This window comes from Kitasatospora sp. NPDC056731, from assembly GCF_040687675.1.
Classification (GTDB): Bacteria; Actinomycetota; Actinomycetes; order Streptomycetales; family Streptomycetaceae; genus Kitasatospora.
In genome coordinates this window covers 159,526-186,250 of sequence record NZ_JBFBNR010000014.1, presented here as the reverse complement: position 1 = coordinate 186,250, position 26,725 = coordinate 159,526, and the positions used below count along the sequence as shown (strand labels likewise).

Sequence of the window (26,725 nt, the reverse complement as noted above, 5' to 3'; positions counted from 1 at the left end):
ACTCTCACTTCCCATCGGCGTGGACAGGAGCGGTGCGCCATGTCGCAGTCGGTCGACCGCGCCCTGACCCTGCTCGGGTCGCTCGGCGACGGGCCGGTCACCCTGGAGCAGGCCGCGACCAGCATCGGGGTGCACAAGTCCACCGCGCTGCGGCTGCTGCGCACCCTGGAGGAGCACGGCTTCGCGCAGCGCCAGCCCGATCTGCGCTACCGCCTCGGCGGCCGGGTGCTCTCCCTGGCCCACCGGGCGCTGGAGGAGATCGACGTCCGGCAGGTCGCCGCGCCGTACCTGGCGGCGCTCAACGCGCGCTGCGGCTACACCGTCCAGCTGGCCGTGCTCCAGGACGGCGAGGTGCTGTACCTGGACGAGGTGGCGGGCAGCTGGGCCGGGCCGGGCGCCGCCCGGGCGTCCCGGATCGGTCGGCGGGCGCCGGCGGGCGGGACGGCGATCGGCCGGGTGCTGCTGGCCGGGCTGCCCGAGGACGGCACCCCCGACGAGGAGTTGCCGGCCGAACTGGCGGCGGTGCGGCTGCGGGGCTGGGCGGTGGAGTCGGCCGAGCACCGGGAGCCGGTGACGTGCGTGGCCGCGCCGGTGGCGGGCAGCGGCGGCCGGACGGTCGCGGCGTGCGCGCTGAGCGCCCCGGCGAGCCAGGTGCCGCCGGCCGAACTCGCCCGGATGGTGCCGGAACTGCTCTGCACGGCGGAGGCGATCTCGCTCGCGTACGGCGGCTCGCCTACTCCTCGCTGGTGCGAGAACCGTTGCGGCGCCAGGCCCGCGGGGCGCGCCAGCCGTACTTCAGCGCGAGCATCCGCAGCCCGAAGGCGGTGAGCGCGGCGGCGGTGCCGGTGGCGCCGGTCAGCCGGTCGACGCCGATCAGCACCGCCACCAGGGCGGCGCCGACCAGGGCCGGGACGGCGTAGATCTCCCGGTCCCAGCGCAGCAGCGAGGGGATCTCGCCGGCCAGCACGTCGCGGATCACCCCGCCGCCGGCCGCGGTGACCATGCCGAGTGCGACGGCCGACACCGCGCCGAGCCCGTAGTCGTGCGCCTTGGCGGTGCCGGTGACGCAGAACAGGCCGAGGCCGAGGGCGTCCAGGGTCTGCACCGCCCGGTTGATCCGCTCGACCTCGGGGTGCAGGAAGAACACCACCAGCGCGGCGACCAGCGGGGTGATGAAGTACCCGAGGTTGCTGAACGCCGCGACGGGCGTCGCCCCGATCACCAGGTCCCGGATCACACCGCCGCCGAGCGCGGTGACCTCGGCCAGCACCGCGATGCCGAAGATGTCCATGTTCTTGCGGACGGCGAGCAGCCCTCCGGAGAGGGCGAAGACGAAGATGCCGACGAGGTCCAGCGACTGCTGCACGTCGGACGGGAAGATCTGCGAGGTCACCGCACAACTATGACCCGTACGGAACCCTCCCCCCCTCCGCGTAGGGCCGCGGGCCCGGGCGACAACCACCACCGGTCCGGACACTCTGCGCAGAGTTGACGTGAACACCAAATTTCGACATATTCGCGAAATAATGCAGGTCGTACGGTATGGGGAATACAATTCGTATTTCCTTCCCGAATTCGATGCACGCTTTGCCCGGGTTGGCTGGTTTGGGAAATTGATCCCGGAATTAACTCATGGACGGACCCGAATGGCGGTGGTAGTTTCATTTCCATCGAGAGAAGCACCAGGGCTTCGAACATGAACAACCGGAGAGGAGACTCCCGTGCGCTACAACGACTGAAATCCCTGATGCCGATTGCACCGGCATCCCCGATGTCCGAACGTCGACAGTCCGCGCCAATGGCCGGGCGATTCAGCTCGGGTAGGTGAATTTTCATGCGTTACAACGACTAATTATATTGCCCGAACCGCGGCAGTGCCCGGTATCGTCGGCGAGAATTGGCGCCGGACCCGGATGCGTCCGGGTCCGGCGCACGCTCTTGGCCCAGCGAGAACATGGGCCTCATAGGCCGTTCAAGAATCCTAGGAATTGTCCATGAAACTCCCGGTCCGCTATGACCCCCTCGACAGCTCGACTCTCGCCGATCCCTATGCGGTCTACGCGGAGCTGCGCGCGTCGGAGCCTGTGCACTGGCACGAGAAGATGCAGAGCTGGGTGCTGACCCGGTACCGCGACTGCCAGATGGTGCTGCAGGACCCCGCGGTGTTCGCGACGGACTGGCGGCGGGCCGGCGAGTCGGTCTCCGAACCGTGGCTGAGCCTGCAGACCCTCGACCCGCCGGACCACGGCCCGCTCCGCAGCCTCTTCATGAACGCCCTGCGCGCCCAGGACCTGGAGGCCGTCGGCGAGCAGGGCGAGGCTCTCGTCGGGTCGCTGCTCGACGGACTGGAGGGCAGGGCGGAGTTCGACCTCATGTCGGAGGTCGTCGAGCCGCTCGCCCTGGCGACCATCTCGGAGCTCATGGGCATCGAGCAGCCGGACGTCAGGACCTTCGCCGCGATATCGGATGCCATCGTGCGGAGCATGGACGCCGGATTGGCGCCCGAGACCGCCGGCGACGGAATCGAGACCGGTGCGGAACTCAGGAAACTCGGCATCGAGGCGCGCGGCCGACTGAGCGAAATGGTCGAGTCCTGGTTCACGGCCAATCCGCGCCCCGGACTGCTGGCCCATGTCGCCGGCAACCGCGCCGAGGTGGATGTCGCCGACGCCTTTGTCCGGAACACGGTGCGGGTCGTCTTCCAGTCCGGCTACAGCTCGATCGTCGCCGGTGCCGGAAATGCCATGCTGGCCCTGCTGGAGAACCCCGACAAATTCGAGGCGATGCGCGACCCGGCACTGCTGTCGAGTGGTTTCGACGAACTCATGCGCTATGACGCCTCGGTTCAGGGGACCAGCCGCATCGTCACCGAGCCCGTCACCATCGGATCCGTCCAGCTCAAGCGCGGAGACGTCGTCGTGGTGCTTTTCGGCGCGGCAAACCGCGATCCCGAAAAATTCACCAGCCCCGACGAAATCATTCTGGACCGGACACCGAATCAGCACATGGCATTCGGCCGGGGCCCGCACACCTGCGTCGGGAACCTGTTCACCCAGGTGACGCTGCAGGCGCTGATCAAGGCCATTCTGCGGCGCCCCACACGCCTGCGGATGGCCGGGGAGCCGCTGCGCCAGCGCACCGCGACCATGCGCTACCTGGCGACGCTGCCGGTCACCTTCCAGGCGGCTGCCGCCACGTGACGAAAACGGATACGACGGCTCGCCCGACCCGGACGAGCGCTGCCCGGCTGGCCCTCGCCAGGGCGGTCCCGCCGGCCGGGCCGGTGCGCGGACTGACGCTGTCCACGTTCCTGACCACCCTCGGGGACGGGCTGTTCGCCACCGTCAGCGTGCTGTTCTTCACCCGGGTGGTGGGTCTGCGGATGGTGGACGTGGGCATCGGGCTCACGGTTGCCAGCCTGGCCGGCCTGCTGGCGGCCCTGCCGATCGGACACCTCTCCGACCGCATCGGGCCGCGGCGGGTCCTGCTCGTCCTCACCGTCGCCGCGGGGCCGGCGGTGCTGTGCTACCTGGTCGTCGGCTCCTTCTGGCCGTTCGCCGCCACGGCATGCGCGGTGGGCGTCGTGCAGCGGGGCTGCCGCACGGTCCTGCCCGCCCTGGTGTCCCTGATCGCCTCGGCCGAGGAGCGGGTGACCGCACGCGCGCACCAGCAGGTCGTGAGCAACATCGGGATCTCACTCGGTGCGGGAGCCGCCGGCCTGGCCCTGTACCTGGACACCCGGGCCGCGTACGAGGCGATGGTGGTCGTCGCGGCGCTGGCCTACGCGGGGTCGGCCCTCGTGCTGAACCGGATGCCCGTGCGGCACCCGCCTCCCGCGCACAGCGAGAAGCAACCGCTGGGGGCAGCGCTCAAGGACCTCCGGTACCTGCGGTTCACCGGGCTGAACGCCGTACTGTCGCTGAACGGCGCCCTCATGGAGATCGCCATTCCGCTGTGGCTGGTCACCCACACCAAGGCGCCCGCCTGGCTGTTCAGCGCCCTGATCGTCCTGAACACGATCCTGGTGGTGGTCTTCCAGGTCCAGGTGAGCTCCAAGGGCAACGACACCACCCCGGGGCTGTGGGGGCGGATCTCGCGCCTCGGCGGGTTCTTCCTCGGCTGCGCCTGCCTGCTGTACGGCGCCGCCGGCTGGGGGAACACCCTGGTCGCGACCGCCGTCCTCGGCCTGGGGATGATCGCCCACACGTGGGGCGAGATGTACCAGGTCTCCGGCGAATGGGGGCTCAGCTTCCAGCTCGCGCCCGAGCACGCCACCGGCCAGTACCAGGGCGTCCTGGCCATCGGCCGCGGAGCCGCCAACGTGGCCGCGCCCGTCGCCCTGGTCGCGGTCGTCGGGGCCGGTCAGTACGGGTGGGTGGCACTGGCGGCCGTCTTCCTCGCGGCCGGGCTCGCGATGCCCGCGGCGACCCGGCTGCCCGCCGGCAAGGGCCCTGCCTCTGACGCATGATCAGCACGGGGCCGCCCCAACCGGGTTGTAAGCCCTGACACCACGATGCGCCGCACCGAACGGCCGAGAGGCCGTTCGGTGCGGCGCATCGCTTCGCTGTGAGGAACGCGGCGCCGGCCAGTACCAGCGCGTCCTGAAACGCGCCCTAGCCGTTCCCCTCGCCCAACTCGGGGAAGTGGCACGCCACCTCGTGCCCGGTCTTCAGCGCGGCCAGCGGCGGCTCCTGGCTGGCGCAGACGTCCTGGGCCTTCCAGCAGCGGGTGCGGAAGCGGCAGCCGCTGGGCGGGTTGATCGGCGAGGGGACGTCGCCCTTGAGCAGGATCCGCTCGCGGCCGGCCCGCTGGCGCCGGCGCGGGTCGGGCACCGGCACCGCGGACATCAGCGCGTTGGTGTACGGGTGCAGCGGGCTCGCGTAGAGGGAGTCGCGGTCGGCGATCTCGACGATCTTGCCGAGGTACATCACCGCGACCCGGTCCGAGACGTGCCGGACCACCGAGAGGTCGTGCGCGATGATCAGGTAGGTCAGGCCGAGTTCGCGCTGGAGGTCGTCCAGCAGGTTGACCACCTGGGCCTGGATGGAGACGTCCAGGGCGGAGACCGGCTCGTCCGCGATGATCATCTTCGGCCGGAGGGCGAGCGCCCGGGCGATGCCGATGCGCTGGCGCTGGCCGCCGGAGAACTCGTGCGGGTAGCGGTTGTAGTGCTCGGGGCTGAGCCCGCACAGTTCCAGCAGTTCCTGGACGGCCTTCTTGGTGCCGCCCTCGGGCTCCACCTTCTGCAACCGGAACGGCGCGCCGACGATGGTGCCGACGGTGTGCCGCGGGTTCAGCGAGGAGTACGGGTCCTGGAAGATCATCTGGATGTCGCGGCGCAGCGGCCGCATCGCGCCGACGCCCAGGTGGGTGATGTCGGTGCCCTCGAACTCGACCTTCCCGCCGGTCGGTTCGTCGAGCCGGGTGACCAGTCGGCCCATCGTCGACTTGCCGCAGCCGGACTCGCCGACGACCCCGAGCGTCTCACCGGCGTTGACGGTGAAGTCGATGCCGTCGACGGCCCGCACCGCGCCGGTCTGGCGGCGCAGCAGTCCGCCGCGGATCGGGAAGTGCCGGGTCAGGCCGGTCACCCGGAGCAGCGGCTCGCGGTCGGGGGCCGGCGCGGGCGCGGGGGCCGTGGCTGCCTGAGTGTCCGTCATCGGTTCTCTCCAGAAAGGTGGTACGAGGCCGGGCTCACAGCCGGGGCGCGATCTCTTCGGCGAAGATGCGGTGCCGTTCGGCGGCCGGGAGGTGGCAGGCCGCGTAGTGGCCGGGCGAGGCTTCGGCCAGCACCGGGAGCTCGCTCGTGGAGCGCCCGCCGGTCCGGTCGGCGTACGGGCAGCGCGGGTGGAAGGCGCAGCCGGACGGCACGTTGATCAGGCTGGGCGGGGTGCCCTTGACCGGGACGAGGCGGTCCTGGAGTTCGCGGTCCAGGCGCGGCATGGAGCCCAGCAGGCCCCAGGTGTAGGGGTGTTCGGGCGCGTCGAAGAGGGTCTCGGCGGGGCCGCGCTCGATGCACTTGCCGCCGTACATGACCAGGATGTCGTCGGCCAGTTCGGCGACCACCCCGAGGTCGTGGGTGATGATGATGACGGCCGAGCCGAACTCGTCCTGGAGGTCGCGGATGAGGTCCAGGATCTGCGCCTGGACGGTGACGTCCAGGGCGGTGGTGGGCTCGTCGGCGATCAGCAGCGAGGGGTCGTTGACCAGCGCCATGGCGATCATGGCGCGCTGGCGCATGCCGCCGGAGAACTGGTGCGGGTAGTCGTCCACCCGGCGGTCGGGCTGCGGGATGCCGACCCGGTCGAGCATCTCGACCGCGCGGGCCCGGGCCTGCTTCTTGGACGCCTGGGGGTGGTGCACCCGGTACGCCTCGACGATCTGCGCGCCGACGGTGTAGTAGGGGTGCATCGCGGTCAGCGGGTCCTGGAAGATCATCGCCATCTCGCGGCCGCGCAGTTGGCGCACCCGTTCGGGGCCGGCCGCGATCAGGTCCTCGCCGTCCAGCCGGATCTCGCCGGTGATCCGGGCCCGCTTGGTGCGGTGCAGGCCCATGATGCCGAGCGAGGTGACGGACTTGCCGGAGCCGGACTCGCCGACGATGCCGAGGGTGCGGCCCTTGTGCAGGTCGAAGCTGACCCCGTCCACCGAGCGGACCAGGCCGTCGTCGGTGTCGAAGTGGATCCGCAGGTCGCGGACGGAGAGGAAGGGGTCGCCGGACGGGGTCTGGGCGGCGACCGCCTCGGTCTTCTGGAGCTCGGTCACGAGAGCCTCACCCGGGGGTCGACGAGTGCGTACAGGAGGTCGACCACGAGGTTGCAGGCGACGATGAAGAAGGCGGCGAGCAGGGTGACGCCGAGGATCTTGGGCAGGTCGTTGTCGGCGATCGCCTGGACGGCGAAGGCGCCGACGCCCTGGAGCGAGAAGACCTGCTCGGTGATGAGGGCGCCGCCGAGGAGCAGGCCGAGGTCCATGCCGAAGATGGTGATGACGGGTGTCAGCGCGGCGCGCAGTCCGTGCCGGGCGACGACCTTGCGCTCGACCAGGCCCTTGGCCCGGGCGGTGCGGATGTAGTCCTCGCTCATGGTCTCCAGCATTCCGGCGCGGGTGAGCCGGGCGTAGAGCGCGGAGTAGAGGAAGGCCAGCGAGATCCACGGGAGGATCAGGTTGCGGGCCCACATCAGCGGGTCGTCGGCGAAGTCGACGTACTGGAGGTTGTCCAGGATCGGCCACTCGTAGCTGAACAGCGTGAGCAGCAGCGCGCCGGTGAAGAAGACCGGCAGCGAGACGCCGGCGAGGGAGATGCCCATGGCGATCCGGTCGAAGACCGAGCGCGGCTTGAGCGCGGAGACGACGCCGGTGGCGACGCCGGAGACCAGCCAGAGCACGGCCGCGCCGACGGCGAGCGAGAGGGTGATCGGGACGCGCTTGATCAGCTCGGGCCAGACCTCCAGGTGGTTCTTGAAGGAGTAGCCGAAGCACGGTACGTGGCAGGTGACCGGGTCCGGGCCGAACTTGTACTCGGCGCCGCTGACCAGGCCCTTGAGGAAGTTCCAGTACTGGGTGTACAGCGGCTGGTCGAACCCGAGGTTCTTCTTGACCGCGGCGATCGCCTCGGGGGAGGGGTTCTTCCCGACGTACTGCGTGGCCAGTTGGTCGGTGGTCTCGCCGGCGATGCGCGGGAGCAGGAAGAAGATCGCGAAGGTGACCGCACTGACCACCAGCAGCAGCACGACGGCCGCGAAGATCCTGCGGATGATGTAGGCAAACACAGTTGGGCGGCTCCGGCGGCCCGCCGCCGTCCGGGATCTTCCGGACGGCGGCGGGCGGCCGCTGCCTTCACCTGCCTTCAGGGATGTGGAGCCAGGCTCTTTACTTGGTGGTGCCGATGTTCAGGTAGTCGTACTCACCCGAGAAGCCCGAGGTGGACACCAGGTTGGTAGCGTTGTCCGGGCGGTACAGGAAGACCTTGAAGTAGGTCAGCGGGACGTAGACCGCCTGGTCCATGATCTTCTTGTCGATCTGACCGTAGATCTTCTCGCGCGCCGACTGGTCGGTGTTGGCGATGGCGTCGTCGAGCAGCTTGTTGACCTCGGGGTCGTTCAGCTGGGCCAGGTTGCTGTTGCCGGAGGCCTTGATGGCGCGGCCGTCGGAGATCTGCTGCAGGAAGCCGTAGCCGGTCGGCCAGTCGGCGCTCCACTGCATCATCATCAGACCGATGTTGTGGTCCTGGGTGAACTGCGGGACACCGGCGGCGTCCGAGAAGTACTTGCCCTGCGCGTACTTCTGGATCTCGACGTTGATGTTGATCTTCTTCAGCGCGGCCTGGATCGCGGTCGCCGCCTGGACCTCCGGGTCGCGCTCGGTGCGGGCGGTGATCACGGTGCTGAAGCCGTCCGGCTTGCCGCAGGCCTTGAGGGCGTCCTTGGCCTTGGCCTCGTCACCCTTGTTGCCGTTGGTCGCCCAGGTGTTGAAGTCCTGGTGGCCCGGGACGTCCGGCGGGAGCACGGTGTTGGCGACCTGGCCGCGGATCGGGCCGCCGAGCGTGGTCTGCACGGAGACCTTGTCGATCGCGTACTGGACGGCCTTGCGGCACTCCAGCTTGTCGAACGGCGCGACCTTGCTGTTGATCGCGACGTACGCCAGGCGGCCGCCGTAGGCGTTGTCGGTGTTCGCCTTGAGCTTCTGGTTCTGCAGGATCTGCGCCTGGGTCTGCGGGTCGACGCCGCTGCCGACCAGGTCCACCTGGGCGTTGCCGGCGATCAGGTCCTTGTCGATGGTGGACTGCTCCATGCCCATCCGGACCACGATCTTGTCCGCGAGCTGCTTGCGGATCGGGTCGGTGCTCGGGTCCCAGTTGGTGTTCGGCACCAGGATGAGCTGCTTGCCGTCCTCGTAGGACTCGAACTTGTAGGCACCCGAGGCGACCACGTGCTTCACGTAGCCGGCGCCGTCGTCCTTGGCCTGCGGGACCGGGACGGTCTGCGGGGAGCCGACCAGGTAGTCGAAGTCCGCGAACGGCTGCTTCAGGTGGAAGACGATGGTCAGGTCGTCCGGCGTCTCGATCGAGTTCAGGCCACCGGTCTTGTCCTTGTACGGGCCCTGGTACGGGGTCTCGTTGTCGACCAGCAGGTCGTGGAAGTAGGTGGGGCCGTTGGAGTTCACGTCCGACGCGAAGTTGGAGCGCTCGACGGCGTACTTGACGTCCTTGGAGCTGATCGGGGTGCCGTCGTCGAACTTCAGGCCCGCGCGCAGCTTGTACGTCCAGGTCAGGCCGTCCGCGCTGGCCTTGCCCAGGCTCTCGGCGAGGTCCGGGACCAGCTTGTTGCCGTTCGAGCCTGCGCCCGGGGCGAAGGTGGTCAGCGGACGCCCGTACAGGCGCGAGAAGTTGTAGATGTAGGCGTAGTACGTGTTGCCCGGGTCGAAGGAGTCCGGGGCGCCCTTCATCTCGTAGGTGACCGTCCCGCCCTTCTTGTCCGAGGCGTTGACGATGCCCTTGGTGGCGGCGTCGGCACCGCCGCCACCGGCGCTGCTGCCGCTGGCGGAGGAGGACGAGCCGGAGCCCTTGCTGCCGGAGGTGCAGCCGGTCACGATCAGGACCGCGGCGGCTGCCGCCGCGGTCAGGGCGACGGTACGGGACCTGCGCATGGGTGAGATCAACCCCTTGAGGGTGGGAAGGAGGGAGGGCCTGACGTTACGTCAGTTGCTCTTGGGATCGAGGGCGTCACGCAGCCCGTCGCCGAGCAGGTTGAAGGCGAGCACGGTGAGGAAGATCGCCAGACCGGGGACCACCATGTACTGGGGGTCCACCTGGTAGTACTTGATCGCGTCCTGGAGGATCCCGCCCCAGGAGGCCTGCGGCGGCTGGATACCGACACCGAGGAAGCTGAGGCCGGCCTCGAAGAGGATGTTGGTCGGGATCAGCAGGGTCGAGTAGACCAGGATCGGACCGACCAGGTTCGGCAGCAGTTCCTTGAACAGGATGAACGGGCCTCGGGCGCCCAGGCTGCGGGCCGCGTGGACGAACTCCCGCTCGCGCAGCGACAGCGTCTGTCCGCGCACGATCCGGCCCATGTAGGGCCAGTTGAAGAAGCCGATCACGAAGATCAGCACCAAGATGTGCAGCGGGAGGCCGTGCAGGCCGAACGCGCCGCCCTGCAGCGAGGTCGAGATCGCGATGGCGAAGAGCAGCAGCGGGAAGGCGAGGAAGACGTCCATGATGCGGCTGATCACTGTGTCCACCCAGCCGCCGTAGTAGCCGGCCATGACGCCGAGCACGGTGCCGATCGTGTTCGACAGCAGGGTCGCGCCGAAGGCGACCAGCAGCGAGACCCAGGAGCCCTCGATCACGCGGGAGAGCAGGTCACGGCCCTGGAGCGGGTCGACGCCGAGCGGGTGGTCCCAGCTCATCCCGCCCCAGTCACCGAGCGGGATGCCGCCCAGGTTGGCGTCGAGCAGGTCCTGGTTCAGGGCGTCCGGGTCGAGGCCGAACAGGGCCTCGATGGGCTTGGCCAGTACGGCCAGCAGGATCAGCAGGATCACCACGACGCCGCCGGCGACGGCGAGTTTGTCGCGCTTGAAGCGGGTCCAGGCGATCTGGCCGAGGGAGCGGCCCTCGATCTTCTTGGCCGGGCTCGCGGGGGCGGGTGCCTCCGGTTCGTTCCCGGTGGTTGCGATGGGTGCGGTCATGGTCAGTTGGTCCCCTCGCCGACGGTGGCCGGCCCACGGGCGCCGGTCACCGGTTCGGCGGTACGGCTGCGGACGTGCGGAGGTGCTTGGAACGGGTGTTCGCGGCAGTACGTCGTGCACGGGTACTGCCCCAACGCGGGATGGGCTTCGCGTGGTTCTGGCGGTCGGCGTGCGCGTTCACCTTCGTGGGGTTCCCAGTACGCGCGGTGCGTTGCGCAGAACTCTCTGCCATCCGAACTCGCTTGCGCCAGCCCTGACAACCGACAGATGCCCAACTGTGATCTGTGCGCATGCACCTCCTACGCCTTCGGCATATCCCTCTTCACACGGCTGTATCAGGCATGTCAAGGTGATCGACGGTACCGGCCGGAAGTTCGTCCGGAAAGCACCGAAGCCGACCTGATGCAAGATCAAGTCGGCTTCTGGAAAAAGGTTTTGGTTGTCAGCGCCCCGGGTATCCGGGCCACGGCTGCTGCGGCTGCCCGGTCCAGCCCTGCGGGGGCTGCTGCGTGCCGTAGCCGTAACCCGGCCCCTGCTGCGCGGGGTACGGCGGAGGCGGCACCGGCGGGTACGGGCCGGTCGGCGGGCGGCCCGCCTCCCGGTCGAAGAACGGGCGCGCGTGCGCCCGCATCCACAGCGCCACCGGGTCGTACTCGTCCGCCATCGCCACCGTGGACACCGCCAGCCCCTCCGGAGCCACCGCGATCGCCCGCTGCATCAGCGCCCGCACCGCCTCCACCGCCGGCGGCGAACTCTCGTACAGCTCCAGTCCGATCGCCAGGTACGGCTCCCCCACGGCCGGCTGCACCCAGGCCCGGCGCAGCGCCCGCACCGCGCGCACCTCACCGGCCTGCCGCTCCAGCAGCGCGAAGAACGGCTGGGCGTTCAGCTGCGGCTCGCTCAGCTTCAACGGCCCGGCCGGCAGCCGCTCCAGGCCCGCGGCGATCCGCCGCAGGTCCGCCCAGGGCACCCCGACCCCGCCGCCGGGCGCGTGCGGGTTGAGCCACAGCCCCCAGCGGGTCCGGTACAGCGAAGCGGCGATCTCCCGCCCGGAGATGACCTCGTGGGCCCGCGCCCAGCCGGACGACGCCAGCTGCTCGGACGAGGTGACGGCCGGCGCGTAGCCGTGGCCGCTGATCTCCATGTTCCCGTACTGGGCGTCCGCGCTGCCCGGCGTGCCGTGCCACAGCAGCATCCAGACCTGGCCGTCGGCCAGTGCGTGCAGCAGTTGCTCGTACGCCTCGTAGCGCTCCGGCGCGACCTCGCGCAGGGTGCGCTCCAGCGCGCCCGGATCCGCTCCGGGGCGCCCGGCGGGCGCCTGGCCCCAGGGCCCCGGTGCACCGCCCGCTACCGCTCCCGCACTCATGCGCCCACCTCGCCGCGCCTCTTTCCTCAAGCCTGCCGGCCCGTCGGCCGTCTGCACGCACCCTATGGCGCGGCACCGGCCACCGCCACGGCGACGTGCCTCCGATACGAACCCCGCTCAACCCCGCGCGTAGAAAGGGAGTACCCGGGTGAGCAGCCACTCGACCACCGGGTCATCGGCGAGATCGAGCAGTACGAGGTGGACGCCCCCCGGCAGCGGCGCGGTTCCCAGCGCACGGCCGAGCGCCTCGTTCACCGCGCCCGGGTCGGCCGGGGCCGCCTGGTCCAGCTGGACGCCCACGAACATCACGGTCGGCTCGCCCTCGATGCTGGCGAGCGCCCGCCGCGCGGACAACACTCCGGGCAGCGCGGACAGTTCGGCCCGGCAGGCGGCCAGGAAGTGCTCCGGATCCTCCCCCGGCACCGGCTCACGCAGCGCCACCCGGCCACCCGTCGGCGCCTCCGGCCCCTGGCCCTGACTCTGGCTCTGCTCCTGGTTCCGGCCCTGCTCCTGGTCGGCCAGGCGCTCCTCGCGCGGGCCGCGCCGCAGCTCCGCCACACCCTGCGGCGGCACCGGGATGCCCACCGCCGCCTCCGGGTTGACCGCGATGCCCACGCCCAGCGGCAGCCCGCGGGCGAACTCCCAGACCGGCGCCACCGCGAAGGCCATCCCCGGCGCCTGCCGCAGGAACACCTCCTGCGAGGAGAACACCGGCACGTACGGCTCGCCGGCCAGCTCGATGGTCGGCAGGTCCAGCGCGGGCCCCTGCGGGTCGCCGCCGGCCGGCAGCGGGATCCACACCTGGCTGCGGGCCAGCACCTCGACCACCCGCGGCGTCGCACCCGGGTCGCCCAGCGCGGCGGTCAGCACCTGCTCCAGCTCGTTGGCCGGCCACCCGCCGCCCGGCGGCGCCGACTCCGGCCCGCCCCACCCCTGCTGCTGCTCCACCGGGTACCCCATGCGCGCCTGATCCGCCCTCTGCCGGTCGGCCGCCCTCTGCTGCGCCGACGCGCAGCAGTCTAGGGCTGTGCCCGAGGTGGCGGGGTGTGACCGGGTCCCCTCTCCCGTCGTCGGCGCGGACGTGCCATGATGTGCGCGTTCGACGGCGCGGCGCGCCGGCGGACCGACAACTCCATACCGGCCGCTCGAACCCGCGCGGGAGAGCCCGGAGTGCCCCGTCAGGCGGCACAGCCGGCGCCGAAGGAGCAACTCCTCCCCGGAATCTCTCAGGCCCCCCTACCGCACGGGTTAGGCACATCTGGAAAGTGGCGCACGGCCCTGTCGCGCGCCCACCCACGGTGCAAGCCACCATGCTGTCCTGGATGCTGGAAACAGCTGCGGGCAGGTGGGCGGTGAAGCTCTCAGGTTCGACGACAGATGGGGAGACCCACGCCGCCGCATGCCCGCGCGCAGGGTCGGCCCCCCAGCGGGTCCGGTTCCGGCGCGTGCACCCATGAGTGCCCAGACCGAGGAGTTCCAGGCCATGTCGTCCCTCCGCCTCACCGCGCTCGACGCGCTGCACCGCGCCCTCGGCGCGACCATGACCGACTTCGCCGGCTGGGACATGCCGCTGCGCTACGGCAGCGAGCGCGAGGAACACCTCGCCGTCCGCACCCGGGCCGGGCTGTTCGACCTCTCCCACATGGGCGAGATCACCGTCACCGGCCCGCAGGCCGGCGAGATGCTGGACCACGCGCTGGTCGGCTTCGTCTCCGCGCTGGGCGTGCTGCGCGCCCGCTACACCATGATCTGCGCCGAGGACGGCGGCATCCTGGACGACCTGATCGTCTACCGCCTGCGCGAGGACGCCTTCCTGGTCGTCGCCAACGCCTCCAACGCCCAGCTGGTGCTGGACGAGCTGATCGCCCGCGCCAAGGGCTTCGACGCCGTCGTCACGGACGACCGCGACACCTACGCGCTGATCGCCGTCCAGGGCCCGGAGGCCACCGCGATCCTGGCCGGGACCACCGACGCCGACCTGCCCGGCCTGAAGTACTACGCGATCCTCCCGGCCCAGGTCGCCGGCCGCGACGTGCTGCTCGCCCGGACCGGCTACACCGGCGAGGACGGCTTCGAGATCTTCTGCAACCCGGGCGACGCCGAGGGGGTCTGGCAGGCGCTGACCGCCGCCGGCGAGGGCCGCGGCCTGGTCCCGTGCGGCCTGTCCTGCCGCGACACGCTGCGTCTGGAGGCCGGCATGCCGCTGTACGGGCACGAGCTCTCCACCGACCTGACCCCGTTCGACGCGGGCCTGGGCCGGGTCGTGCGCTTCGACAAGACCACCAACGAGGGCACCTTCGTCGGCCGCAAGGCGCTGGAGAGGGCCGCCGCCGCGGCCGAGGCCAACCCGCCGCGGGTGCTGGTCGGCCTGGTCTCCGAGGGCAAGCGCGTCCCGCGCGCCGAGTACACCGTGGTCTCCGCCGACGGCGCCCCGATCGGCCGGATCACCTCGGGCGCCCCGTCGCCGACCCTGGGCCGACCGATCGCGATCGCCTACGTGGACGCGGCCCACGCCGCCCCCGGCACCGCCGTCGCGGTGGACGTGCGCGGCAAGCACGAGCCGGTCGAGGTCGTGGCGCTGCCGTTCTACAAGCGCGCCCGCTGAGGCCGCGGGGCCTCCGCTCGCCGAGGCCCCGCCCTCCCCGTAGACCCGGGCCTGTCACCACGCCCGACCCAGGCTTGAGCCACGCCTGATCCCGGTCCGACCCAGGTCCGACCCAGGTCTGATCCCATGCCTGAACCACGCCTGATCCGCGTCGAAGCCGTCCGTGCGGCGGCCCGCTTCGTCGTACCCGCTTCCCATCCTGGAGAATGACGCCATGAGCAACCCCCAGCACCTGCAGTACACCAAGGAGCACGAGTGGCTGACCGCCATCGAGGGCGGTGTCTCCACGGTCGGCATCACCGCCCACGCGGCCGACGCGCTCGGTGACATCGTCTACGTGCAGCTGCCCGAGGTCGGCGCCGACGTGACCGCGGGCGAGTCCTGTGGCGAGCTGGAGTCGACCAAGTCGGTCAGCGACCTGTTCTCCCCGGTGACCGGGAAGATCGTCGAGATCAACCAGGACGTCCTGGACGACAACAGCCTGGTCAACAGCGCCCCGTTCGAGGGCGGCTGGCTGTTCAAGGTCCAGGTGGAGTCCACCGACGAGCTGCTCAGCGCGGACGAGTACACCGCCTTCATCGGCGGCTGACCCGCTCGTGACGGGGCGGCCGCAGCGCGGCGGCCGCCCTGCCAGGCTCCCCCCTCTCTGCTCCCGTCTCTCTCCTCCCGGGAAGACCACACCATGACGGTTCTGAACCAGTCCCTGCACTCCCTCGACCCGGAGATCGCCGCCGCGGTCGACGCCGAGCTGCACCGCCAGCAGACCACCCTGGAGATGATCGCCTCCGAGAACTTCGCCCCGGTGGCGGTCATGGAGGCCCAGGGCTCGGTACTCACCAACAAGTACGCCGAGGGCTACCCCGGCCGCCGCTACTACGGCGGCTGCGAGCACGTCGACGTGGTCGAGCAGATCGCGATCGACCGCATCAAGGCCCTGTTCGGCGCCGAGCACGCCAACGTCCAGCCGCACTCGGGCGCGCAGGCCAACGCCGCCGCGATGTTCGCGCTGATCAAGCCGGGCGACACCATCCTGGGCCTGAACCTGGCCCACGGCGGTCACCTGACCCACGGCATGAAGATCAACTTCTCCGGCAAGCTCTACAACGTGGTCGCGTACCACGTGGACGAGAAGACCGGCCAGGTCGACATGGCCGAGGTCGAGCGCCTGGCCAAGGAGCACCAGCCGAAGCTGATCATCGCCGGCTGGTCCGCCTACCCGCGCCAGCTGGACTTCGCCGCGTTCCGCCGGGTCGCCGACGAGGTCGGCGCGCTGCTGATGGTGGACATGGCGCACTTCGCCGGCCTGGTCGCCGCCGGCCTGCACCCCAACCCGGTGCCGTACGCGGACGTGGTCACCACCACCACCCACAAGACCCTGGGCGGCCCGCGCGGCGGTGTCATCCTGTCCAAGGCCGAGTACGCCAAGAAGATCAACTCCGCGGTGTTCCCCGGCCAGCAGGGCGGCCCGCTGGAGCACGTGATCGCCGGCAAGGCCGTTGCCTTCAAGGTCGCCGCGTCCGAGGAGTTCAAGGAGCGCCAGCAGCGCACCCTGGAGGGCGCCAAGATCCTCGCCGAGCGCCTGCTCCAGGCCGACGTCGCCGAGGCCGGCGCCTCGGTGCTGTCCGGCGGCACCGACGTGCACCTGGTCCTGGTCGACCTGCGCAACAGCCAGCTCGACGGCCAGCAGGCCGAGGACCGCCTGCACGAGGTCGGCATCACGGTCAACCGCAACGCCGTCCCGAACGACCCGCGGCCGCCGATGGTCACCTCCGGCCTGCGCATCGGCACCCCCGCGCTCGCCACCCGCGGCTTCCAGGCCGAGGACTTCCGCGAGGTCGCCGACATCATCGCCGAGGCGCTCAAGCCCGCCTTCGACGAGGACGCCGCCACCGCGCTCAAGGCCCGCGTCACCGCGCTGGCCGAGAAGTACCCGCTCTACCCGAACCTCTGATCACCGCGGTGATCGTTCGGGCGGGGTGACCGGCCTCACCCCGCCGCGGCACCTGGGATCCCGGGGCACCGCGCACACTGGACAGTGCGCGCGGTGCCCCGACCCGTGTCGTCCCCCGCCCGCCAGTCCTTCCACGAGACCAGACAAGGACGTCCCCCGTGGCCATCAGCGTCTTCGACCTCTTCTCCATCGGCATCGGCCCGTCGAGTTCCCACACCGTCGGCCCGATGCGCGCCGCCCGGATGTTCGCCCGACGCCTGCGGTCCGAGGACCTGCTCGCCGAGGTGGCGAGCGTGCGCGCCGAGCTGTACGGCTCACTGGGCGCCACCGGCCACGGCCACGGCACCCCGAAGGCCGTCCTGCTCGGCCTGGAGGACAACTCCCCCCGCACGGTCGACGTCGACCAGGCGGACAAGGACGTCGAGCGGATCACCACCGAGAAGCGGCTCAACCTCCTCGGCACCCACCCCATCGACTTCGACCTGAGCACCCAGCTGGTCCTGCACCGCCGCCGCTCGCTGCCGTACCACGCCAACGGCATGACCATCTGGGCGTACGCGGCGGACGGCTCCACGCTGCTGGAGAAGACCTACTACTCGGTCGGCGGCGGCTTCGTCGTCGACGAGGACGCCATCGGCGCGGACCGGGTCAAGCCCGACGACACCTCGCTGCGCTACCCCTTCCGCACCGGCGAGGAGCTGCTGCGGCTCACCCGGGAGACCGGGCTGTCGATCTCCGGCCTGATGCTGGAGAACGAGAAGGCCTGGCGCTCCGAGGAGGAGATCCGGACCGGGCTGCTGGAGATCTGGCAGGTGATGCAGGAGTGCGTGCGGGCCGGCATGTCCCGCGAGGGCATCCTGCCCGGCGGCCTCAAGGTCCGCCGCCGCGCCGCCGCGGCCGCCCGCGCGATGCGTGCCGAGGGCATCGGCCCGGCCAACGCGATGGAGTGGGTGACCCTCTACGCGATGGCGGTCAACGAGGAGAACGCCTCCGGCCGCCGGGTGGTCACCGCTCCGACCAACGGCGCGGCCGGGATCATCCCCGCCGTCCTGCACTACTACCTGAACTTCATCCCGGGCGCCGACGAGGACGGCATCGTCCGCTTCCTCCTCGCGGCCGGCGCCATCGGCATGCTCTTCAAGGAGAACGCCTCCATCTCCGGCGCCGAGGTCGGCTGCCAGGGGGAGGTCGGCTCCGCCTGCTCGATGGCCGCCGGCGGCCTCGCCGAGGTCCTCGGCGGCACCCCCGAACAGGTCGAGAACGCCGCCGAGATCGGCATCGAGCACAACCTCGGCCTCACCTGCGACCCGGTCGGCGGGCTCGTCCAGATCCCCTGCATCGAGCGCAACGGCATGGCCTCCGTCAAGGCCGTCACCGCCGCCCGGATGGCCCTGCGCGGCGACGGCCGGCACCACGTCTCGCTCGACAAGGCGATCAAGACGATGAAGGAGACCGGCGCCGACATGAAGATCAAGTACAAGGAGACCTCGCGCGGCGGCCTCGCCGTCAACGTCATCGAGTGCTGATCACACCCGCTGTCGCCTGAGCCCCCGGACCCGTCCGGGGGCTCTCGGCGTTCCGGGGGCTCTCGGCGTTCCGGGGCGTCCCGGGCGGCGGGGCCACCGCCGGCCCCACCCCAGCCCCGCTTCCCGGCGCCACCCGACGCGCCCGCTCAGGCCGCTCAGGCCGCTCAGGCCGCGAACGGGCGGACGCGCCGGGCGTCGCGCAACGCCTCAGCCCACCAGGCGAGTTGGTCGAGCATGGTCTTGGCGGCGACGTCGGCGGCCGGGTCGAGCGGCCGGCCGTCGGCGCCGAAGCACTGGGCGGCGCCGTGGAAGCTGACCGTGTTGCGAATCGTCATGGCGTTCAACTCGGCGAGCACCACTCGCAGTTGCTCGACGGCACGCAGACCGCCGGAGAGGCCGCCGTAGGAGACGAAGCCGACCGGCTTGCCGTGCCACTGGCTGTTGTGCCAGTCGATGGCGTTCTTCAGCGGGGCCGGGAAGCTGTGGTTGTACTCGGGCGTGACGACCACGAAGGCGTCGGCGGCCTCCAAGCGGGGCGTGACGGCGGCGAGCAACTCGGCGGCGCCCGGCTCCAGTTCACCGCCGAAGGACGGGAAGGTGGTCGGCAGCGGGGTCTCGACCAGATCGATCAGGTCGGCGGTCATGTCGCCGCGCGCGCCGAGGTGGCCGCGCAGCCAGTCGGCGACGACCGGCGCGAACCGGCCGCTCCGGGTGCTGCCGACGACGACCGCGACCTTCAGGCTCTTCTCCGAAACGTCCTTGGCCATGGATATCCCCCTCCGGGACGATGTGTACAACGTATCTGCCGGATACAACGTACACATCGGCGCGTACGCCGTCTACTTTCGATACGCCGTACACTCCGGTGGTACGGTGAGAACCCCAGCCCGAAGGAGCCCGCCGTCATGCCCGCCCAGCAGGCCTCCGCCGGGGACGACGACCAGACCAAGCCCCAGGCCTCACTCTGGGAGCGCCTCGCCCGCCCGGCCCCCGCACCGCGCACCACCCTCACCCCGCACCGGATCGCCGAGGCCGCGATCGCGATCGCCGACGCCGAAGGCCTCGACGCCGTCACCATGCGCAGGCTCGCCACCACCCTCGGCGTCGCCCCGATGGCCGCCTACCGGTACGTCTCCGGCAAGGACGAACTCATCGACCTGATGGTCGACTTCGTCTACGGCGAACTCCCCCGGGGCACCCCCGCCACCGGCTGGCGCGACACCATGCGCACCCTGGCGCTCCACCTGCGCGCCATGAACCTGGCCCACCCGTGGATCGTCCGCGCCGGTGCCGTCCCCCTCACCCCCAACCAGCTCGCCATCCCCGAACGCGCCTTCGCCGCCCTCGCCGACCACGGCCTGGACGCCGACACCACCATGGCGGTCTTCCGCACCGTCACCGGCTACGTCCACGGCTCCGTCGCCGCCGAGCTCGCCCTGCGCACCCTCCAGCGCGAGCACGGCTGGTCCGACGGCGACGAGACCCGCGCCGGCCTCGCCCCCCGAATGTCCTTCCTGATGGACACCGGCCGTTACCCCACCTACCAGCGCTACCTCCACGAGGCCACCCGCAAGGACGACCCCACCTGGCAGTTCGAAACCGGCCTCGACTGCGTCCTCACCGGCATCGCCACCCACCTCGCCATCTGAGCGCGACCCGGACCTCGGGTGAGTGGGTAGGGGAAATTATGTAGACCGGTCTACCTTCCACGCCCGGAATATGCAGACCGGTCTACCTTTTCAGCGCTCCCCCGCCCACCTCCCGCGCAGGAAGTCGGCCCCGCCGACTTCCTATGCGCCCCAGCCCTCCACGAACGCGCCCTATGTAGACCGGTCGATATATTTTCCCCGGGCCCGCTCGGACACTCGATCCCGGCCCCGCGCGCAGGAAGTCGGCCCGTCCGACTTCCTGCGCAGGTGCCGCACGCAGGTCAGCGGCGGCGGGTGCCCACGGGCACGGTGAGGACGGCGAGGCCCGCGGCCAGGATGGCGAGGCCGCACCAGGAGACGGCGGGGAGGCGTTCGCCGAGGACGGCGACGCCGAGGAGGGCGGCGACGGCGGGTTCGGCGAGGGTGAGGGTGGTGGCGGTCTGGGCGGAGGTGCGGCGCAGGCCGTGGCCGAAGAGGCGGTAGGCGAGGAAGGTGGTGATCACGGCGAGATGGAGCACCACCGCCGCACCGCGCGGCGAGGCGAGCCACCGCAGGTCGCCGAGGAACAGCACCGGCAGGACGAGCAGCGCGGCCGCACCGAACATCGCCCCCATCACCCCGGCGGACGGGTGCCCGCGCGAGATGAGCTTCCCGCCGATGAGCGAGTACACGGCGTACGAGAGGCCGGAGAGCGCGGCCAGCGCCACCCCCACGGTGTCCACCGCCGCGCCGCCGCCGGTGAGTTCGGGGCCCAGCACGAGGACGGCACAGCCGACGACCGCCGTCATCGTGGCGCAGGCCCACCGGCCGCTCGGCCGCCCTTGCCGGGTGAGCCAGCCGAGCAGGCCGGCGAAGACGGGGGCACTGCCCAGTGCGATCACGGTGGCCACCGCCACCCCGGCGCGGGTCACCGCCGGATAGAAGGTGACCGGGTAGCCGACCACCGCGACGGCGCCGACGGCGAGTTGCCACCGCTCCCAGCGGCCGCAGGCCCGGGGCAGCGCGCGGGCGCTGCGGGTGGAGAGGAACAGGAGGAGGCCGCCGAGGACCAACGCGGCGGCGCCGATGCCCGCCGAAGGGGCGCCGTCGGGTGCGAGGGAGCTGGCCGTCCCGGTGGTGCCCCACAGCAGTGCGGCGACCAGGATCGGGACCGGCCCGCCGAGCGGGCTGGTGCGGCGGGCGGCGGGGGCGGTGGCCCGGGTGGGCGCGGGCGTGGAGGTGCGGTTCGGCACAGTCGTGAACTTCCGTCGTCGAAGACCGTCAGGGGAGCTGGTTTCGCAACGGGCACACACGGCAGCCTCCTGGCGGCCGGAGAGGGCCGCAGCAGGGAGCGCAGGGGTCAAGCCACCGGCGTGTGTGCCCGATCAGGCGCAGAGCGGTGGCAGCACGACGTGCCAGTACAGGTTCACGGGCCTGATGCTACCCGGCAGTTCCGGCGGGGTGGGGTTCACGGAGGAATTGGCGGCCGGGCGACGAAGCACCGGAGGCCCGACGGCGAGGATGGTGAATATTCACAGGCGACAGCGTGAACCTATGCAAAATCCAAAGGTGAACTAGGTTACAAACCTTTCAATCCAAGTCACCTGGTTTGCCCACATGCTGAGATCCGTGCGATAGTCGAAGCAGCCCAACGGCGGGCGGCACAGCACGCCGGCCTGGGCGTGGAGACTTCGGCTGGCCCGACCTGGCACGGCCGACGCCCATCGCGCGGCACGCACCCCCTTGGCCGGCGCGATGACTTGCAGGGGCCCCCATCCGCCGGACCACGGCGACTTCGGGGGCCCTGCGCGTTTTCCCGGGAAGACCCGGAACACCCGGAAGGGTCAGTGCCGCTCGCGGACCTTCAGTTCGAACCAGACGCCCTTGCCACGCGGCAGCAGGTCGGCGCCCCAGCGGTCGGCCAGGTCGTCGATGACCCGCAGGCCCCGCCCCCGCTCGGTCACCGGCTTCGGCTCCGCGAGGATCATGCAGGGCAGCGCCCGGGAGGAGTCGCGGACCTCGACGCGGAGCCAGCCCGGCTTGCGGATCACCTGGAGCCCGATAGTGCGTCCGGCGGCATGCCGGACGGCGTTGGAGACCAGTTCACTGGTGAGTAACTCACCGGCCTCCAGGTGCTGGTGGAGGTCCCAGGACTCCAGGACCGACAGCACCAGTCGGCGGGCCACCGGGCCGGTCTCCGGCCGGGACGGCAGTCGCACCTCGTTCGGCACGGACTGATCGCTCAGCCTGCCGCAATACATCTCCTCCAGTTCCTCCGAGCTGAGCCGCTCCAGCGCCGCCAGCGCGCCCTGGACATCGATCCACGACGCCTCGGCGACCAATCCGGCCCCGGGAACTGATGACTGATCTGTTTCGCCCCAACCCGCCATGCGGTCCATCATTGCGGAACGCAAGCGGCCGCGTACGGACAATGAGCAAACGATCTCCTCCGAGTCGGCATATGCCGCGTGCAAGGAGACCCCGGGGAGAGTGCCAGGCGGGGGCCTGGAGGGGGCCCGGAAGGAGCCGGAAGAGGGTGGGGAGCAGGCAACCCGGGCCGCGTCCGCGTCAATCCCGGGTTGCCACGGAACCGCCCCGACCAGGGCGGCTACCGGTCGGCCTACCAGGCGCTCCAGGGCACGTTCCAGCCACTCAGCCCGTTCGCCGGGTCGAGGGTCTCCTTCTTGGTGGAGTTCTTCACGACCACCACGTCGCCGACGATCGAGCCGGCGTAGAACTTGCCCATCGAGGTGGATTCGCCGCCGCCCTCGACGTCCTTGAGGGCGACGCAGCCGTGGCTGACGTTGTCCTCGCCGATGAGCTTGCTCCAGTAATTGCCGTGCAGGTAGGTGCCGCTGTCGGTGAGCCGCATCGAGTGCGGCACCTGGAGGTCGTACGGGGAGCCGCTCATGCCGGGGAGGGTGCTGGACTGCATCCGCACCACGCCCTCCTTGGACATGACGACCATCGTGCCGTTCCAGGTCGGGTGTTCGGGCGAGCCGGAGGTGATGTCGATGTCCGACGGTTTGCCGTCCAGTTCGACGGTCATCCTGTGCGCGGCGGCGTCAACCGTCGAAATCTGAGACCGCCCGATCGTGAAGGGCTCGTCCCGGTCGGTGCCGTACACCCCAGGGGCGATCTCGACGCTCTTGAGGCGGTAGTGCACCGTCACCTTGGTGCCGGACTTCCAGTACTGCTCGGGGCGGAAGTCCAGTCGGCGGTTGCCGAACCAGTGGCCCTTGACCACGGTGCCGTTGTCGGTCTCGAAGGTGATGCCCTTCGCGACGACGTCCTTGTTCTTGACGTCCTTGCTGAAGTTCACCGAGACGATCATGCCGACGCCGTACGTCGCGTCGTTGTCCACGTTGTCGGCGGCCTTGGCGAGGGCCGTCGGCGTCAGCGTGGTGAAGTTGCTGTCCGCGCTGGCGACCACGCCGTTGGCGTCCGCGGCCATCGCGCTGACCTGGTAGGCGCTGCCCACGGCGAGGCCGGCCGACGGGGTCCAGCTGGAGCCGTCGGCGGCGATGGTGCCGGGCACCTCCGCGCCCGTCTTGTCGCTGACCTTGACGGTGGTGAGCTTGCCGCCGGTCGCGCCGACCTTGAGCGCGTCGGGCGCGACGTCCACCGTGCCGGGCTTGGGCTCGATGTTCACCACGGCCTGCGACACCTTCGGCGCCGCGCTGCTCGCCGCCGCGGCGCCCGGGGAGGCCGTCCCGGCGGCCGCGCCGGCCCCCAGGTCCGCCTTGGCCGCGCTCCCGCCCCCGCTACCGCCGCTCCCGCCGCCGCACGCGGCCGTCAGCGCCATCGCGCCGCCCACCAGACCGACGGCCACCACTCTGCGTATCGACCTCAACGTCGATCCCTCCCTCAGAAACCCCACGAACCGAACCCCACGACCCGCAACCCGCAACCCGCGAACCGAAGCCCGCGCGCCGAAACCCGCGGGCCGAAACCCCACGACCCGAAACCCCGCGCAACTCCCGTGCACACGACGGACCCGACCACTACACGCGCCGGCCCCCCGGAAAGGTTGCGCCATCCGGGGCCCGGTGCGCTGCGAAAACGCGAACGGCCCGACCCCAACGGGTGAGGATCGGGCCGCTCTTCTGCACCGCACCGACGAACCGGGACTAACCGGTCAATCAGCGGGCAGGATCTACCAGTTCGCCCAGGCGACGTTCCAGCCGCCCAGCCCGTTGGAGGGCGCGACGGTCTTCTCCTTGCTGTTCACGACCTTGACCACGTCGCCGACCATCGAGTCGTTGAAGAACTTGCCCGCGACGGAGGTGTCGCTGCCGCCCTTCTCGTCCACCATCGCGACGCAGCCGTGGCTGGCGTTGGTCCTGCCGAACGGGTTGGTCGCGTTGGACCAGTAGTTGCCGTGCACGAAGGTGCCGGAGGTGGTCAGCCGCATCGCGTGCGGCACGTCCTGGATGTCGTACTCGCCGCCGAGGCCGACGGTCTGCGAGTTCATCCGGGTGACCTTCTCCTTGGACATGATCACCATGGTCCCGCTCCAGGACGGCGTCGCCTCCGCGCCCATGGTGACCGGCACGGTGGTGCTCTTGCCGCCCCGCTCGATCGTCATCTGGTGCGCCTTGGCGTCGGCGGTGGCGATCTGGGAGCGGCCGATGGTGAACGGCTCGTCCTTGTCCACGTCGCCGTAGATGCCCGGGGCGACCTCGACGCTCTTCAGCCGGTACTTGATGGTGACCTTGGTGTCCGGCTTCCAGTACTCGGCCGGGCGGAAGTCCAGCCGGTTGTCGCCGAACCAGTGGCCCTTCACCTCGGTGCCGTTGTTCGTCTCGAAGGTGATGCCCTTGAGGACGGCGTCCTTGTTCTTGACGGTCTTGCTGAAGTTCACCGAGACGATCATGCCGACGCCGTAGGTGGCGCCGTCGCTGATGTTGTCGTTGGTGGAGACCTTCTTGTCCGGCGTCAGCGTGGTGAACGTCGTGGTGGACGCGGCCACCAGGCCGTCGGCATCCTTGGCCTGCGCGTTCACCTTGTACGCCATGCCGACGGTGAGCGCGGCGGCGGGCTTCCAGCCGATGCCGTCCGGGGTGATCGCCCCGTCGACCGGCTTGCCGTTCTTGTCGGTCACCTCGACCGTGGTGAGCTTGCCGTTCGAGACGGACACCTGCAACGCGTTGCTCGGTGCGACGTCCTGGGCGCCGTCCTTCGGCTCGACGGCCAGCACCGCGGCGGAGGTCTTCGGCTCGGCCGACGCGCCCGCCGGGGCCGCCGTCCCGCCCGCACCCGCCGTCGCCGCGGGCGCCGCGTTGTCGCCCCCGCCGCCCGTTCCGCCCTTGTCGTCGCCGCAGGCCGCGGTGAGCAGCAGCACCCCTCCCATGACCAACGCCATCGCACCCCTGCGCCCGTAACGGCTGGTGGTACGTATCGCGGCGTCAGCCGTCTTCCCCGTCTTCACGGTTTCTCCCCTCCCGGTATCCACTCTCTTGACGCGTTGAGTGCCCCCATGAGTTGCACCGGACGCCGATCTTTCGCGCCGGACCAGGGCGCGCCGGAGCAGGATAGCCGGGCCGTCTGGGCGGCTCCCGGGGGGAGGTGGGTGGATCGGGGGTGAATCGGCGGTGAAGATCGACTACTGCGCGACGGGGCTTGAGGAGGGACCGACGGCGGGCCCCACGGCGGGACCGGCCGACGGCCCGGCAACCGGCCCGAGGGCGCTGCCCGCCACCCACTGCTCCCACGGCACGTTCCAGCCGTTGAGGCCGTTCTGCGGCGGCACGAAGTCCCCCGCGGAGGCCTTCACCTCCAGCACGTCCCCCGGGATGGTGTGCTCGAACAGCCAGCCCGCCGGGGAGTCCTTGCTCGCACCGCCCTTGGCGTCGGCCAGGCCGATGCAGCCGTGGCTGGTGTTGGCCGCGCCGAACACCCCGGGGTCCGCCCAGTAGTTGCCGTGCACGAAGGTGCCGGAGTTGGTCAGCCGCATCGCGTGCGGCACGTCCTTGATGTCGTACTCGTCGCCCATCCCGACGGTCTGCGAGTTCATCCGGGTCACCTTGTACTTCTCCGACACCACCATGACGCCCCGGTAGGTGGAGTGGTCACGGCTGCCGCCGGACACCTTGAGCACCCGCACCACCTTGCCGCCCTGCCCGGCCCGGACGGTCAGAGTGTGCGCGTCCAGGTCGACGGTGGAGACCTGGGCCCGGCCGACGGTGAAGTGCAGGTCCTTGGTCTGGGTGCCGAACTCGCCCGGCGCGCCCTGCACGTCCTTCAGCCGCAGCGCCACCGTCACCTTGGTGCCGGCCGCCCAGTACTGCTGCGGTCGGACGTCCAGCCGCTGGTTGCCGAACCAGTGCGCGGCCACCGGGACGGGCGGGTCGGCGCTCACCTGGACGGCCTTCTCCACCGCCGCCCGGTCCGTGATCGGCCGGCTGAAGCGCAGCGACACCGGCATGCCGACACCGACGGTGGAGCCGTCCTCCGGGGTGAAGAAGGCGACGAAGGTGTGCGCCCGGGCCATCGTGGAGAACGCCGAGTGCTGGGCCGCCCGTTGGCCCTGGTCGTCCTCGGCGACGGCGTCCAGGGTGTACGCGGTGCCCAGCGGCAGCGGGCCGTCGGGTGTCCAGGCGGCGCCGTCCGGGGCGATCGTGCCGGGGACCTCGGTGCCCTTGGCGTCGGCCAGCCGGACGGTGACCAGCCGGCCCTGCGCCGCCGTCACCCGGACTGGACCCTCCGGCAGCACGTCCTGGGCGCCGTCGGCGGGCAGCGCCGTGACGACCGCCCGGGACGGCGGCGGGGGCGGGGTGTGCGCCCCGGGCCCGGCGGCGTCCTGCGCGGGGGCCGCCGGGGGGCCGCCGCACCCCGTCAGGACGGCGAGGCCCCAGGCCACCGCCGCCGCCCGCCGCGCCCACACCCGTCCTCGGCGCCGCATTCCGGGGCCTCCCACTGTCCACGTCCGGTACCGGGAAGATCCGGTACCGGGAGCCT

The 26,725-nt window shown here is 70.9% G+C and carries 22 protein-coding genes and 1 riboswitch; of the genes, 8 read left to right on the top strand and 14 right to left on the bottom strand.

What is annotated here, in order from left to right; translation table 11 throughout:
* Positions 1-39 precede the first annotated feature (39 nt).
* Positions 40-828 carry an IclR family transcriptional regulator gene (locus AB0R04_RS17530; RefSeq protein WP_363372012.1) on the top strand — a complete coding sequence of 263 codons (789 nt, stop codon included), beginning with the start codon at positions 40-42 and terminating at the stop codon, positions 826-828.
* Here AB0R04_RS17530 and AB0R04_RS17525 read toward each other — a convergent pair.
* Positions 734-1,393, bottom strand: a complete 660-nt coding sequence (locus AB0R04_RS17525) for a trimeric intracellular cation channel family protein (protein ID WP_063347738.1) — start codon at positions 1,391-1,393, stop codon at positions 734-736. The two genes, AB0R04_RS17530 and AB0R04_RS17525, sit on opposite strands and share 95 nt — an antisense overlap.
* Before the next feature lie 601 nt (positions 1,394-1,994).
* On the opposite strand from AB0R04_RS17525, the gene AB0R04_RS17520 reads away from it, so the two are divergent.
* Together AB0R04_RS17520 and AB0R04_RS17515 are read left to right on the top strand one after the other, a co-directional pair.
* Positions 1,995-3,200: a cytochrome P450 gene (locus AB0R04_RS17520; protein ID WP_363372011.1), complete on the top strand. Its 1,206-nt coding sequence runs from the start codon at positions 1,995-1,997 to the stop codon at positions 3,198-3,200.
* Positions 3,197-4,468: an MFS transporter gene (locus AB0R04_RS17515; protein WP_159398432.1), complete on the top strand. Its 1,272-nt coding sequence runs from the start codon at positions 3,197-3,199 to the stop codon at positions 4,466-4,468. The genes AB0R04_RS17520 and AB0R04_RS17515 overlap by 4 nt, the downstream gene beginning before the upstream one ends.
* A 145-nt stretch (positions 4,469-4,613) precedes the next feature.
* Here the strand turns inward: AB0R04_RS17515 and AB0R04_RS17510 are convergent, their stop codons facing one another.
* From AB0R04_RS17510 to AB0R04_RS17480, 7 genes are all read right to left on the bottom strand, one after another.
* Positions 4,614-5,660 (bottom strand): dipeptide ABC transporter ATP-binding protein, encoded by a 1,047-nt coding sequence (locus AB0R04_RS17510; RefSeq protein WP_063347740.1) that lies wholly within the window; start codon positions 5,658-5,660, stop codon positions 4,614-4,616.
* 34 nt (positions 5,661-5,694) lie between these two features.
* Complete coding sequence (locus AB0R04_RS17505; RefSeq protein ID WP_363372009.1) at positions 5,695-6,765, bottom strand: ABC transporter ATP-binding protein; 1,071 nt, start codon at positions 6,763-6,765, stop codon at positions 5,695-5,697.
* Positions 6,762-7,772 carry an ABC transporter permease gene (locus AB0R04_RS17500; RefSeq protein ID WP_363372006.1) on the bottom strand — a complete coding sequence of 337 codons (1,011 nt, stop codon included), beginning with the start codon at positions 7,770-7,772 and terminating at the stop codon, positions 6,762-6,764. The genes AB0R04_RS17505 and AB0R04_RS17500 overlap by 4 nt, the downstream gene beginning before the upstream one ends.
* Positions 7,773-7,872: 100 nt before the next feature.
* A complete protein-coding gene (locus tag AB0R04_RS17495) occupies positions 7,873-9,648 on the bottom strand; it encodes an ABC transporter substrate-binding protein (RefSeq protein ID WP_363372004.1) in 1,776 nt (591 codons plus the stop codon).
* Between the two features lie 51 nt (positions 9,649-9,699).
* Positions 9,700-10,689, bottom strand: a complete 990-nt coding sequence (locus AB0R04_RS17490) for an ABC transporter permease (RefSeq protein ID WP_063347744.1) — start codon at positions 10,687-10,689, stop codon at positions 9,700-9,702.
* 442 nt (positions 10,690-11,131) lie between these two features.
* A complete protein-coding gene (locus AB0R04_RS17485) occupies positions 11,132-12,055 on the bottom strand; it encodes an enhanced serine sensitivity protein SseB C-terminal domain-containing protein (RefSeq protein ID WP_363372001.1) in 924 nt (307 codons plus the stop codon).
* A 117-nt stretch (positions 12,056-12,172) separates the two neighbouring features.
* Entirely contained in the window at positions 12,173-13,015 is an 843-nt protein-coding gene (locus tag AB0R04_RS17480) for an enhanced serine sensitivity protein SseB C-terminal domain-containing protein (protein WP_363371998.1), read from the bottom strand.
* Positions 13,016-13,201: 186 nt separating this feature from the next.
* Positions 13,202-13,307: riboswitch (glycine riboswitch) on the top strand.
* Between the two features lie 231 nt (positions 13,308-13,538).
* Here AB0R04_RS17480 and gcvT point away from each other — a divergent pair.
* The 4 genes from gcvT (at position 13,539) to AB0R04_RS17460 (ending at position 18,137) form a co-directional block, all read left to right on the top strand.
* Entirely contained in the window at positions 13,539-14,660 is a 1,122-nt protein-coding gene (gene gcvT / locus AB0R04_RS17475; protein WP_363372055.1) for a glycine cleavage system aminomethyltransferase GcvT, read from the top strand.
* Positions 14,661-14,874: 214 nt separating this feature from the next.
* Positions 14,875-15,249 (top strand): glycine cleavage system protein GcvH, encoded by a 375-nt coding sequence (gene gcvH, locus AB0R04_RS17470; RefSeq protein WP_063347747.1) that lies wholly within the window; start codon positions 14,875-14,877, stop codon positions 15,247-15,249.
* A 93-nt stretch (positions 15,250-15,342) separates the two neighbouring features.
* A complete protein-coding gene (gene glyA / locus AB0R04_RS17465; RefSeq protein WP_063347748.1) occupies positions 15,343-16,611 on the top strand; it encodes a serine hydroxymethyltransferase in 1,269 nt (422 codons plus the stop codon).
* A gap of 158 nt (positions 16,612-16,769) precedes the next feature.
* A complete protein-coding gene (locus tag AB0R04_RS17460; RefSeq protein ID WP_363371995.1) occupies positions 16,770-18,137 on the top strand; it encodes an L-serine ammonia-lyase in 1,368 nt (455 codons plus the stop codon).
* A gap of 164 nt (positions 18,138-18,301) precedes the next feature.
* On the opposite strand, the gene AB0R04_RS17455 is transcribed toward AB0R04_RS17460, so the two are convergent.
* Complete coding sequence (locus tag AB0R04_RS17455) at positions 18,302-18,904, bottom strand: NAD(P)H-dependent oxidoreductase (RefSeq protein WP_363371992.1); 603 nt, start codon at positions 18,902-18,904, stop codon at positions 18,302-18,304.
* Positions 18,905-19,042: 138 nt separating this feature from the next.
* Here AB0R04_RS17455 and AB0R04_RS17450 point away from each other — a divergent pair, with 138 nt between their 5' ends.
* The gene (locus AB0R04_RS17450) at positions 19,043-19,786 is read left to right on the top strand and encodes a TetR/AcrR family transcriptional regulator C-terminal domain-containing protein (protein ID WP_363371989.1); all 744 of its coding nucleotides are present in this window, start codon (positions 19,043-19,045) and stop codon (positions 19,784-19,786) included.
* 281 nt (positions 19,787-20,067) lie between these two features.
* Here AB0R04_RS17450 and AB0R04_RS17445 read toward each other — a convergent pair whose 3' ends face one another.
* From AB0R04_RS17445 to AB0R04_RS17425, 5 genes are all read right to left on the bottom strand, one after another.
* Entirely contained in the window at positions 20,068-21,018 is a 951-nt protein-coding gene (locus AB0R04_RS17445; protein WP_363371986.1) for an EamA family transporter, read from the bottom strand.
* Between the two features lie 591 nt (positions 21,019-21,609).
* Positions 21,610-22,155 carry an ATP-binding protein gene (locus AB0R04_RS17440; protein WP_079135615.1) on the bottom strand — a complete coding sequence of 182 codons (546 nt, stop codon included), beginning with the start codon at positions 22,153-22,155 and terminating at the stop codon, positions 21,610-21,612.
* A gap of 230 nt (positions 22,156-22,385) precedes the next feature.
* Positions 22,386-23,618, bottom strand: coding sequence for an Ig-like domain-containing protein (locus AB0R04_RS17435; protein ID WP_363371983.1), 1,233 nt, complete (start codon positions 23,616-23,618; stop codon positions 22,386-22,388).
* 303 nt (positions 23,619-23,921) lie between these two features.
* On the bottom strand, positions 23,922-25,130 hold the full coding sequence (locus tag AB0R04_RS17430) for an Ig-like domain-containing protein (RefSeq protein ID WP_363371981.1): 1,209 nt from the start codon (positions 25,128-25,130) through the stop codon (positions 23,922-23,924).
* A 240-nt stretch (positions 25,131-25,370) separates the two neighbouring features.
* Complete coding sequence (locus tag AB0R04_RS17425; RefSeq protein WP_363371979.1) at positions 25,371-26,669, bottom strand: Ig-like domain-containing protein; 1,299 nt, start codon at positions 26,667-26,669, stop codon at positions 25,371-25,373.
* Between the last annotated feature and the right edge of the window lie 56 nt (positions 26,670-26,725).

Bases quoted from the DNA above. Each gene is read 5' to 3' on its own strand.
- AB0R04_RS17530 (WP_363372012.1), top strand. From the start codon at position 40: ATGTCGCAGTCGGTCGACCGCGCCCTGACCCTGCTCGGGTCGCTCGGC.
- AB0R04_RS17520 (WP_363372011.1), top strand. From the start codon at position 1,995: ATGAAACTCCCGGTCCGCTATGACCCCCTCGACAGCTCGACTCTCGCC.
- AB0R04_RS17510 (WP_063347740.1), bottom strand. From the start codon at position 5,660: ATGACGGACACTCAGGCAGCCACGGCCCCCGCGCCCGCGCCGGCCCCC.
- AB0R04_RS17495 (WP_363372004.1), bottom strand. From the start codon at position 9,648: ATGCGCAGGTCCCGTACCGTCGCCCTGACCGCGGCGGCAGCCGCCGCG.
- AB0R04_RS17490 (WP_063347744.1), bottom strand. From the start codon at position 10,689: ATGACCGCACCCATCGCAACCACCGGGAACGAACCGGAGGCACCCGCC.
- AB0R04_RS17485 (WP_363372001.1), bottom strand. From the start codon at position 12,055: ATGAGTGCGGGAGCGGTAGCGGGCGGTGCACCGGGGCCCTGGGGCCAG.
- AB0R04_RS17480 (WP_363371998.1), bottom strand. From the start codon at position 13,015: ATGGGGTACCCGGTGGAGCAGCAGCAGGGGTGGGGCGGGCCGGAGTCG.
- gcvT (WP_363372055.1), top strand. From the start codon at position 13,539: ATGTCGTCCCTCCGCCTCACCGCGCTCGACGCGCTGCACCGCGCCCTC.
- gcvH (WP_063347747.1), top strand. From the start codon at position 14,875: ATGAGCAACCCCCAGCACCTGCAGTACACCAAGGAGCACGAGTGGCTG.
- glyA (WP_063347748.1), top strand. From the start codon at position 15,343: ATGACGGTTCTGAACCAGTCCCTGCACTCCCTCGACCCGGAGATCGCC.
- AB0R04_RS17455 (WP_363371992.1), bottom strand. From the start codon at position 18,904: ATGGCCAAGGACGTTTCGGAGAAGAGCCTGAAGGTCGCGGTCGTCGTC.
- AB0R04_RS17450 (WP_363371989.1), top strand. From the start codon at position 19,043: ATGCCCGCCCAGCAGGCCTCCGCCGGGGACGACGACCAGACCAAGCCC.
- AB0R04_RS17440 (WP_079135615.1), bottom strand. From the start codon at position 22,155: ATGGCGGGTTGGGGCGAAACAGATCAGTCATCAGTTCCCGGGGCCGGA.
- AB0R04_RS17430 (WP_363371981.1), bottom strand. From the start codon at position 25,130: ATGGCGTTGGTCATGGGAGGGGTGCTGCTGCTCACCGCGGCCTGCGGC.
- AB0R04_RS17425 (WP_363371979.1), bottom strand. From the start codon at position 26,669: ATGCGGCGCCGAGGACGGGTGTGGGCGCGGCGGGCGGCGGCGGTGGCC.